This window comes from Streptococcus sp. 53 (genome assembly GCF_013276565.1).
GTDB lineage: Bacteria > Bacillota > Bacilli > Lactobacillales > Streptococcaceae > Streptococcus.
Genome location: NZ_VMLG01000031.1, coordinates 1 through 10,078 on the forward strand (window position 1 = coordinate 1; position 10,078 = coordinate 10,078).

General features: G+C 39.5%; 9 protein-coding genes. 7 read left to right on the forward strand and 2 right to left on the reverse strand.

Annotated features, from left to right (window positions below; translation table 11 throughout):
- Positions 1-165 precede the first annotated feature (165 nt).
- Positions 166-525 carry a DUF3397 family protein gene (locus HT722_RS08770; protein ID WP_033676723.1) on the reverse strand — a complete coding sequence of 120 codons (360 nt, stop codon included), beginning with the start codon at positions 523-525 and terminating at the stop codon, positions 166-168.
- A gap of 91 nt (positions 526-616) precedes the next feature.
- Between HT722_RS08770 and HT722_RS08775 the strand changes: the two genes are divergently transcribed.
- The 5 genes from HT722_RS08775 (at position 617) to HT722_RS08795 (ending at position 5,466) form a co-directional block, all read left to right on the forward strand.
- The gene (locus tag HT722_RS08775) at positions 617-1,573 is read left to right on the forward strand and encodes a TIGR01212 family radical SAM protein (RefSeq protein WP_173278684.1); all 957 of its coding nucleotides are present in this window, start codon (positions 617-619) and stop codon (positions 1,571-1,573) included.
- The gene (locus tag HT722_RS08780; RefSeq protein ID WP_173278678.1) at positions 1,557-2,114 is read left to right on the forward strand and encodes a class I SAM-dependent methyltransferase; all 558 of its coding nucleotides are present in this window, start codon (positions 1,557-1,559) and stop codon (positions 2,112-2,114) included. Before HT722_RS08775 ends, HT722_RS08780 begins: the two co-directional genes overlap by 17 nt.
- Positions 2,107-2,361: a hypothetical protein gene (locus HT722_RS08785; RefSeq protein WP_173278679.1), complete on the forward strand. Its 255-nt coding sequence runs from the start codon at positions 2,107-2,109 to the stop codon at positions 2,359-2,361. Before HT722_RS08780 ends, HT722_RS08785 begins: the two co-directional genes overlap by 8 nt.
- A gap of 11 nt (positions 2,362-2,372) precedes the next feature.
- A complete protein-coding gene (locus tag HT722_RS08790) occupies positions 2,373-4,427 on the forward strand; it encodes a cation:proton antiporter (protein ID WP_173278680.1) in 2,055 nt (684 codons plus the stop codon).
- Positions 4,428-4,605: 178 nt separating this feature from the next.
- Positions 4,606-5,466, forward strand: a complete 861-nt coding sequence (locus tag HT722_RS08795) for a YihY/virulence factor BrkB family protein (protein WP_173278681.1) — start codon at positions 4,606-4,608, stop codon at positions 5,464-5,466.
- A 73-nt stretch (positions 5,467-5,539) separates the two neighbouring features.
- Here the strand turns inward: HT722_RS08795 and queA are convergent, their stop codons facing one another.
- Complete coding sequence (gene queA / locus HT722_RS08800; RefSeq protein WP_173278685.1) at positions 5,540-6,568, reverse strand: tRNA preQ1(34) S-adenosylmethionine ribosyltransferase-isomerase QueA; 1,029 nt, start codon at positions 6,566-6,568, stop codon at positions 5,540-5,542.
- Between the two features lie 150 nt (positions 6,569-6,718).
- On the opposite strand from queA, the gene HT722_RS08805 reads away from it, so the two are divergent.
- Both HT722_RS08805 and HT722_RS08810 read left to right on the forward strand, forming a co-directional pair.
- Positions 6,719-7,426, forward strand: a complete 708-nt coding sequence (locus HT722_RS08805) for a glucosamine-6-phosphate deaminase (protein WP_173278682.1) — start codon at positions 6,719-6,721, stop codon at positions 7,424-7,426.
- A 502-nt stretch (positions 7,427-7,928) separates the two neighbouring features.
- A partial coding sequence (locus HT722_RS08810; RefSeq protein ID WP_173278683.1) for a YSIRK-type signal peptide-containing protein occupies positions 7,929-10,078 on the forward strand: 2,150 nt, incomplete at its 3' end.

The window sequence follows — 10,078 nt, forward strand, 5'->3', positions numbered from 1 at the left end:
TCAGTTCTATCTACAACCTAAAAGCAGTGCTTTTAGCAACCTGCGGCTAGCTTCCTAGTTTGCTTTTTGATTTTCATTGAGTATAAGAATTATTAAAAAAGATATAAAGAAAAACACTTCAATCACTGTATTTTAGTTTGATTGAGGTGTTTTCGATTTCATTTTTTATTTCTGTGCCATCAATTCAACAATCATCTCGATATACATGACAAGGGTTAATAAGAATCCTGCACGCCAGAAGAATTTGATGAATTTAGGATAGTAAAAGCTACGTTTTTTCAAAAGGAAGAAAAAAACGAGGATAATGGCTAGGAGTGAGAGGGCTAGGCCTAGTCTAGGGAGGAAATTATGGGTAAAGGTTTTAGCCGTAATAAGGTAATACTCAAATATCAAGACTGGAAAAGCTAAATCCGCAAAGTTTCGTCCTAGTTTTTTTAATCTAAAAAGTTTGGTTATGATAATGCAGACTACTAAGGTCAGTATCAATAATAAAATAGATGCTAATTTCATTAAAATCATACCCATATTGTATCATAAAAAATCGCTAATGGAAACGAGAAACAGAGGAATTTATAGGAAAGTCAGGCTTTTGAGATTGTAGATGTTTTTTGTTATAATGAAAGTTATGAAATCTTATAACACCTTGAATGATTATTATCGAAAACTCTTTGGAGAAAAGACCTTTAAAGTCCCGATTGATGCGGGATTTGACTGTCCCAATCGTGATGGAACTGTGGCTCATGGAGGCTGTACTTTTTGTACGGTTTCAGGTTCTGGAGATGCTATCGTAGCACCGGACGCGCCTATCCGTGAGCAATTTTATAAGGAAATTGACTTTATGCACCGCAAGTGGCCAGATGTTCAGAAGTATCTGGTTTATTTTCAAAATTTTACCAACACCCATGAAAAGGTGGAAGTCATCCGAGAGCGCTATGAGCAGGCTATCAATGAACCAGGTGTAGTAGGAATCAATATTGGAACGCGCCCAGACTGTTTACCAGATGAAACCATCGAATATTTGGCTGAGTTGTCGGAGCGCATGCATGTGACGGTAGAATTGGGCTTGCAGACCACTTATGAAACAACCTCTGACCTGATTAACCGTGCCCATTCCTATGAGTTGTACGTGGAAACGGTCAAGCGTTTGAGAAAGTATCCCAAGATTGAGATTGTTTCCCATCTTATTAATGGCTTGCCTGGTGAAACCCATGAGATGATGATTGAAAATGTCCGTCGCTGTGTCACGGATAACGATATTCAAGGGATTAAATTGCACTTGCTTCATCTGATGACCAATACGCGAATGCAACGGGATTATCACGAGGGACGTTTACAGTTGATGAGCCAGGACGAATATGTAAAGGTTATCTGTGATCAACTGGAAATCATTCCCAAACATATCGTCATCCATCGAATTACAGGAGATGCACCTAGAGATATGCTGATTGGCCCTATGTGGAGCCTCAATAAATGGGAAGTCCTCAACAGTATTGAGATGGAGATGCGACGTCGCGGAAGCGTGCAAGGATGCAAGGCTGTAAAACAGGAGTTTGAATATGAAAAGACCACTTGAGATGGCACATGATTTTTTGGCTGAGGTTGTAACTCAGGACGATATCGTAGTGGATGCGACCATGGGAAATGGTCATGACACGCTTTTTCTAGCCAAATTAGCCAAGAAAGTCTATGCCTTTGATATTCAGGAGCAAGCCTTGGAAAAGACGCAAGAGCGTTTGAACCAAGCTGGCCTGACAAATGCCCAGTTAATTTTGCAAGGTCATGAGACACTGGATCAGTTTGTGACAGAAGCCAAGGCAGGAATTTTTAATCTGGGCTATCTGCCGTCAGCTGATAAGTCTGTCATCACCCGACCACAGACAACGATTGAAGCATTAGAAAAGCTGTGTGGCTTACTTGTCAAAGGTGGACGGATTGCTATCATGATCTATTATGGTCATGAAGGAGGCGACCTCGAGAGGGATGCTGTCTTGGATTTTGTTAGCCAGTTGAACCAACAAGAGTACACAGCTGCTATTTACCGAACTTTAAACCAAGTCAACAACCCACCATTTTTAGTAATGATTGAAAAATTAGAGAGATATAGACATGGATAAACAATACCTACGTGAAAAGCTGGATGCCATGCGCCAGAATTTTGTTGAATCAACCCACCACGAACGAGCGGTGGGTATGTTAGACCAAGCGCATATGAGCAAAAAAATGCTTAAAATCAAGAAAAAATTAGTTGCTCTTGAGATGGAACGGTGTCAGAGGAAAATTGAGCACAAAGACTGTTCCAAGATTGACCAAAAAATCAAAGAGCAGAAGGAGATATTTGAATCCTGTTGTAAAAAAGATTAAGGAGGACGTGCGTGGAATTACTGATTTACCTTATCCTATTTTTACTGGTCTTGATTGTCTCGAGTACAACCAATAAGCTCCTGCCTTTTTTGCCTCTCCCTTTGGTGCAGATTCTTTTGGGAATTGTGATTGGTCTCTTTTTACCCAATACCGACTTTCATCTCAATACGGAGTTGTTTTTGGCACTGGTTATCGGGCCCTTGCTTTTCCGAGAGTCGGAAGAAGCTGATATTACAGCTATTTTAAAACACTGGCGAATCATTATCTATCTCATATTCCCAGTGATTTTTATCTCGACCCTGAGTTTGGGTGGATTGGCCCATCTTCTTTGGCTTAGCCTTCCCTTGGCAGCTTGCTTGGCTGTTGGGGCGGCCCTTGGGCCTACGGACTTGGTGGCTTTTGCCTCTCTTTCGGAGCGCTTTAGCTTTCCTAAGCGCGTGTCCAATATCCTTAAAGGTGAAGGACTCTTGAATGATGCTTCTGGTTTGGTTGCCTTTCAGGTAGCTTTGACAGCTTGGACAACAGGAGCTTTTTCTCTTGGGCAAGCGAGTAGTTCGCTCATCTTTTCAATTCTAGGCGGTTTTTTAATTGGATTTTTAACAGCTATGACCAACCGTTTCCTCCATAGCTTCTTGCTAAGTGTGCGAGCAACGGATATTGCCAGCGAACTTTTATTAGAATTGAGTTTGCCTCTGGTGACCTTCTTTCTAGCAGAAGAGGTACACGTTTCAGGGATTATCGCCGTTGTGGTTGCTGGGATTTTAAAGGCAAGCCGTTTTAAGAAAATTACGCTCCTCGAAGCCCAAGTGGATACGGTGACCGAGACGGTCTGGCACACAGTGAACTTTATGCTCAACGGTTCTGTCTTTGTGATTTTAGGGATGGAGCTGGAAATGATAGCAGAGCCTATCTTGACCAATCCAATCTATAATCCCTTACTGTTATTGGGATCTCTTGTTGCCCTTACCTTTGTCCTCTTTGCCATTCGTTTTGTCATGATTTATGGCTATTATGCCTATAGGACCCGACGTCTCAAGAAAAAGCTAAATAAGTATATGAAGGATATGCTTCTCTTGACCTTCTCAGGTGTTAAGGGAACGGTGTCGATTGCTACGATCCTTCTGATACCAAGTAATCTAGAGCAGGAGTATCCTCTCTTACTTTTCCTTGTTGCAGGTGTGACGCTTGTAAGCTTTTTAACAGGTCTCGTGGTCTTGCCTCATTTTTCTGATGAACAGGAAGAAAGCAAGGATTATCTCATGCATATCGCCATTTTGAATGAGGTTACTTCGGAGTTAGAAAAAGAACTTGAAACTCATAAGAATAAGCTTCCTCTCTATGCGGCTATTGACAATTATCATGGACGTATTGAAAATCTTATCCTGAGTCAAGAAAATAAGGGGGCTCAAGAAGACTGGGCTGCTTTGAAACTCTTGATTCTTAGTATTGAAAGTGATGGATTGGAACAGGCCTATGAAGAGGGGAACATTAGCAATCGTGCTTACCGAGTTTACCAACGTTATCTGAAAAATATAGAACGAGGCATCAATCGTAAATTTGCATCACGATTGACCTATTATTTCCTTGTTTCTTTGCGGATTTTACGTTTTCTGCTTCACGAAGTATTTACCTTAGGAAAGACCTTCCGTAGCTGGAAGGACAAGGAGCAAAGCCGTCTCCGTGCTCTTGATTATGACCAAATTGCAGAGCTCTATCTTGCCAATACAGAGATGATTATTGAAAGTTTGGAAAACCTGAAGGGAGTCTATAGACGCTCTTTGATTAGTTTTATGCAGGAGTCTCGTCTTCGTGAAACAGCTATTATCAGCAGTGGTGCCTTTGTCGAACGGGTTATTACACGTATCAAACCTAATAATATTGATGAAATGCTGAGAGGCTATTATCTGGAGCGCAAGTTGATTTTCGAATACGAAGAAAAACGATTGATTACGACCAAGTATGCCAAGAAGTTGCGACAAAATGTCAATAACTTAGAGAACTATTCTCTGAAGGAAGCTGCCAATACCCTGCCTTATGATATGGTGGAATTGGTAAGAAGAAATTAGTTAATACTCTTCGAAAATCTCTTCAAACCACGTCAGAGTCGCCTTGGATTATATATGTGACTGACTTCGTCAGTTTCATCTACAACCTCAAAGCAGGGCTTTGAGCAACCTACGGCTAGTTTCCTAGTTTGCTATTTGATTTTCATTGAGTATAAGATTATAAGTGAAGGAGTGTCACATGAAAAAGTGGTGGAACGAGCTGATAGACAAGCCTTTAGTAAAAGCTTTTTTACATTATTATCAAGCATCAGATAGTGAGTTGACCAGTGTCGCAGTAGCCTACTATTGGTTGATTTCGATTTTTCCACTTCTTTTGGTGGTGGTCAATATCCTCCCTTATTTTCAGATTCCTGTGGGAGAATTTCTGGGCTTTATGAAAGACGTCCTGCCCCCAAGCCTCTATGAAGGTGTGGAAAAAATAGCCAGAGAAGTCTTGACGCAACCTTCAACAGGTTTATTGAGTTTTTCTGTCTTGTCGGCGCTATGGAGTTTTTCAAAATCTATGAATTTCTTGCAAAAAGCTTTTAACAAGGCTTATGGCGTTGAAAAGAGTCGTGGACTTATTTCCCATCAGATGGTGAGTCTCCTAGTCAGTTTTGGCTTGCAGCTCCTTTTTGCGTTTGCCTTGTTTTTGAGCGTATTTGGGCAGATGATTTTGGATTTACTTGCTCATTATTGGACAAAAGATGGCATTATCTATCAGGCTTTACAAGGGTTGGCAGGTCCTCTGACTTACGCCCTCCTCTTTGCTATCTTGGTTATGCTTTATTATTTTCTTCCTAATCTATCTAACAGGAAGCTTAGCTATACCCTACCAGGCAGTGCCTTTGTTCTCTTAGTGATTTTAGTTCTACTAACTCTGTTTTCTAGTTATCTCAATTACTATGTCCATCATTTAGTGGATGTCCGAATTTTAGGTTCCGTTCTTCTTGTTGTTATGATGTTTTGGTTTATCTTGATTGCTAAAATTGTTATCCTAGGCGCGGTGATCAATGCCAGTGTTCAGAGTTTGAAAGATCCGAGCTTTAATAAAGATTAACTATTTATCTATTACAAAAACGCATAGTATCAAGGTTTTATACCTGATAATATGCGTTTTTTGATTATGTAAATTAATAGATAAACATGGCATCGCCAAAACTAAAGAAGCGATAGTGTTCTTGGATGGCATGGTGATAGGCATCTAAGACTAATTCACGGCCGGCAAAGGCAGAAACCAACATGACCAGAGTTGATTTTGGCAGGTGGAAGTTGGTTGAGAAGGCATCTACGACCTTCCACTCATACCCAGGTTTGATAAAGATATTGGTCCAGCCAGAATCTGCTTGGATTTGCCCATTAAACTTGGAACCAATAGTCTCTAAGGTGCGGATAGAAGTGGTTCCGACAGCGATGACACGGCCTCCATTTTCCTTAACAGAGCGAAGGGTGGCAGCAGCTTCCTCAGAAAGTTGGTAGAATTCTGAGTGCATTTCGTGTTCGTCCAGATTGTCAACTGAAACGGGTCTAAAGGTTCCGAGTCCGACATGAAGCGTCAGATAGACTAGATGAACACCTTTAGCTTGGATCTCTGCCAGCAGTTCTTTGGTGAAGTGAAGACCAGCAGTCGGTGCTGCAGCAGAGCCACTTTCCTTGGCGTAAACAGTTTGATAGCGTTCACGGTCATCCAATTTTTCGTGGATATAAGGTGGTAGCGGCATTTCTCCCAGACTTTCCAAAACTTCTAGGAAAATTCCTTGGTATTCGAAGCGGACAATGCGGCCTCCGTGAGTCAATTCTTCCGTAACGACAGCGCTGAGGCGACCATCACCAAAGATGATACGAGTACCGACCTTGAGGCGCTTGGCAGGTTTAGCCAGAACTTCCCACTCATCGCCAGCAGTGTTCTTGAGTAGGAGTAGTTCCACATGACCTCCAGTTTCTTCCTTTTGACCATAGAGGCGGGCAGGGAGAACGCGGGTGTCGTTCATGACAAGGGCATCACCAGGTTCCAGCATATCAATAATAGAGTGGAAGTGTTTATCCTGCATTTCTCCCGTCTCACGATTGACGATGAGGAGTTTAGAGGCATCTCGTTTTTCAAGAGGTGTTTGGGCAATCAATTCCTCAGGTAAGTGGAAATCAAAATCAGCTGTATTCATATATCTGTTCATTCTTTCTAAGTTCTAATCTTATCCATTATAACATGTTTCAAGTTTGGACGCTCTTTTTTTAGAAATTAAATCGTTTTCACTTGACAAAAATTGGTCTATACCATATAATAAATATAGACAGAAATGGAGGATGAAAAGATGAAAGTTATTAAAGTTGAAAACCAAATCGAAGGTGGAAAAGTTGCTTTTGAGATTTTGAAGGAAAAATTGGACAACGGCGCTCAAACTCTAGGACTTGCGACAGGAAGTAGCCCGCTTGAATTTTACAAGGAAATCGTTGAGAGTGACCTTGATTTTTCAAATCTAACCAGTGTCAACCTTGATGAGTATGTAGGCCTTGATGGCGACAATCCTCAGTCTTACCGTCACTTCATGCAAGAAAACTTGTTCAACCAAAAACCATTTAAAGAAAGTTTCTTGCCTCGTGGGGTTAAGGATCATGCTGAAGCTGAAGTTGAACGCTACAACCAAATTTTGGCTGACCATCCAGTTGACCTGCAAATCTTGGGAATCGGTCGCAATGGGCATATCGGCTTTAATGAGCCTGGTACTCCATTTGACAGTCAAACGCATCTAGTCGAACTGGACCAGTCTACTATTGAAGCCAATGCACGCTTCTTTGACAAGATTGAAGATGTCCCTACCCAAGCCATTTCGATGGGGATTAAAAACATTTTGGATGCCAAGTCAATCCTTCTCTTTGCTTATGGTGAGTCAAAAGCAGAAGCCATCGCTGGAACAGTGTCTGGCCCAGTTACTGAGTCTCTACCAGCAAGTAGCTTACAAAATCACCCTGATGTGACCATTATTGCGGATGCTGAAGCGCTCAGCTTACTTGAAAAATAAGAACAATTAAAAATGAAGACTATTCATATTTTTCGTATGACTAGCTCAACTAATGTATAAATGCAAAAAAGGCTAAATTCCCAAACTAAGTTCCACCGCTAATCCAAGTGGAAGTTAGTCTGATAAAAATCCTAAAAACCAGTGGAAATCCGTGTCAGGGTAAGTTCCACTGGTTTTAAACATGCTTGATTTTATAGATTTTGTAGCCGAAAGGAATCGAAAAAAAGAGCGCACAAAATCCCCTTATCTGAAAGTGTTTCAGATTAAGTTCCGCTATGGTGGAAATTACTTTGAGAAGTTACCTCTCGTATATAATCAATATTTTTAAGAGTTTTTAATACTCAAATGATATAAAAATTGATATAATAGGTTATAAAATTATAAAATCGTTCTAGGCTTCTTACTTTCTGAAAGATATAAGGAGGTCGCTTCTTATTTTTAAAAATCTTAGAGTACAATATGCTTTTGAGATATTTTGAATAAGATAAAAAGAAAGGTAACAATGAAACAATTTAAATTTAATGAGCGTCAACGTTTCTCCATTCGCAAATTTTCAATGGGTGCTGCATCTGTCTTATTAGGGTCAGTCTTTTTTGCGGTTAGTTCAGTTGAAGATGTACAAGCGGCTGAACAAAGTCAAAATGTAGTGGGTGTGAATGAGAATAAACAAACTCCTGATCCTGTTATATTGAGTAACTCATCTACTACAGGTGTGTCTACTGAAGAAACTAATACTTCAGTTTCTGCTGCAAATGTTGAGAATAAACCAGAGGGAGATGTGGTAGGAAGCTCAAAAGAAACTCTAAATAAAACAGCCTTAACAAAATTAATTGAAGATATTGATGGGAAATTTACGAACGGGAAATATGCTTCTAAAACAGAAGATAGTGTGAATCAATTAAAAACAGCCTTAGATGAAGCTAATGCTGTATTAAACAATGCAAAAACACAAGAAGAATTAACTAGAGCATACAATAAGCTTGTTACAGCAACTACACAGCTGAAGACAAAACCAGAAGAGAAAAAAGAAGCACCAGCAGTTGATACGACAAATGGAAAAGCTACTGTAGGTATTAAAGCAACAAATACTGAAAAAGCCACAGAATCAAATTCTATTCCAAACTCAGGTTCTAAAGATGAACGTAATGGAAAAGCATTAGATACCAATAATCCATTCCGTACAGGTGCAACTACTACAAATGATGACCCGTCTGCGAATCAAACGTATGAAGCACCTGCAGAGAATGCTGATTTGGCTACTTTAACTAATAAATTAAAAACATTGCCTAACTATATTGAGAATAATAAAAAAGTACAAGATATGAATACTTTAGGGGATGAAAAAGGAGTTACAGCTGGAAGAGTTGCTGAAATTACTGAATTTGGTGGCTGGAAAGCAGTAAGTCAAGAAGATGGAAGCGCAGGGAAATTTGCTATAGCAAGAAAAACGGAGAAAGGCGTTTTTCCAATAGAAACGGTAAACGTTGTTGGTGCTTCGAAAACAGCTTGGTTAGAAGAACAGTCATTTAATAGAGATAGAAATTATATGTTATTCTTATCAGAAGTGAGAACTCAAGCTACTCAAAATAAAGAATCTTATAATAGTCAACCGTATGAATCTAACCAGAAAGATAGTATGGGAAAAATTGTTTCGATAGGTGTAAAAGGTTATAAAGGTATTGAAAAGAGATTTAAAGTATATCATTCTCAAGATGAGACAAAAGTAAATGTACAGTTTAAAACTGGATATAGCGGGCTTATGGAAGGAGACGGACAAAAGTCAAGAGCCAAATACAAAGTAGAGGTATTTAGTGAAGTTAATGGTTCAGAATCATTGGTATATTCTACTGAATTTGACCCTGGAGTTAATGTAGATGATGCGAAGAAAACAGTTGTAGCTGCAGTAAATGGTAAACCTGCTAAGGGAAGTCTTAGAGTGACAACTGCCGCTGCTGCATTAGAAGAATTGTCTCAAGACAAATATAAACCTTTAGGAACTGGAGGAACTTTTACTAGTAAAGAGATTACTTTGCCAGTGGGAACTAATTCATATAAGGTTAGAATTAGTTCGGCTAATGACAGATACTTGGGGATGGATTATCACTCTCGTTTTGCTCAATATGCACTTCCAATCACCGGTTTAGACTTCAATATTAATCAAGATACTGGTGCAATCGCAAAAAAATTATTATCTCGTATTTATGATAAGTTAAAAGCAACTGAAACAGCAGATACAGATGGAAAGACAAATGAAACAAAAGATGCGTATTTAGCAGAATTAGAAAAAGTTAAGACACTTGTAACGAGTACGGATGTTAAGAAGACAGCAGAATATAAAGAAGTTTTAGAGTCAACTTTGTCGAAACAATTGGCATTAAGAGTTGATAAAACAGGTTTAATAGAGTCAAAAACTTTACTTGATGGTTTAGTGAACGAAGATCCAACACCAGGGAAGACTCAAGATACTGCTACTGCTTATAATGCAGCAAAACAAGAAGCTATTAAAGCGATTGAAGCAGCAAAAACAGTTATTGATAATGAAAATGCAACTGTAGCAGAGGTTAGAGATACTTTAGCAACAGTTAATGCCAAAAAAACAGCTTTACAACAAGCCAAAGATGGCTTAATCGCATCAGCCACAACAGCAGAAAA